This is a genomic window from Shewanella sp. S1-49-MNA-CIBAN-0167 (assembly GCF_040310145.1).
Classification (GTDB): domain Bacteria; phylum Pseudomonadota; class Gammaproteobacteria; order Enterobacterales; family Shewanellaceae; genus Shewanella; species Shewanella psychromarinicola.
The window spans coordinates 1-224 of sequence record NZ_JBEOPO010000549.1 but is presented as its reverse complement, the minus strand read 5'-3'; the positions used below and the strand labels follow the sequence as shown (position 1 = coordinate 224).

Genomic DNA, 224 nt, shown 5'->3' with positions numbered 1-224 from the left:
GCAGAATAAGTCTGGCCGTCAACTTCAAAGCTCACTACGCTTAAATCTGAATCAACATCGCTGTCGTTATCTAATACATTGCCGGTGGCGGCAGTATCTTCTGCAACGCTATTGCTGTCATTAACAAGTACAGACGCATCATTAACAGGCGTGACTTGAATTGTTAGCGTCGCGGTTTCACCAGTGTTAGTGGTATAGGTGATGACAGGGACTTGGCCATTCCA

At 46.0% G+C, this 224-nt stretch carries 1 protein-coding gene; it reads right to left on the bottom strand.

What is annotated here, in order from left to right; all coding sequences use genetic code 11:
• Nucleotides 1-224, bottom strand: a 224-nt coding sequence (locus AAEZ00_RS22385) for an Ig-like domain-containing protein (protein ID WP_351090271.1), incomplete at both ends; no start/stop codon positions are given.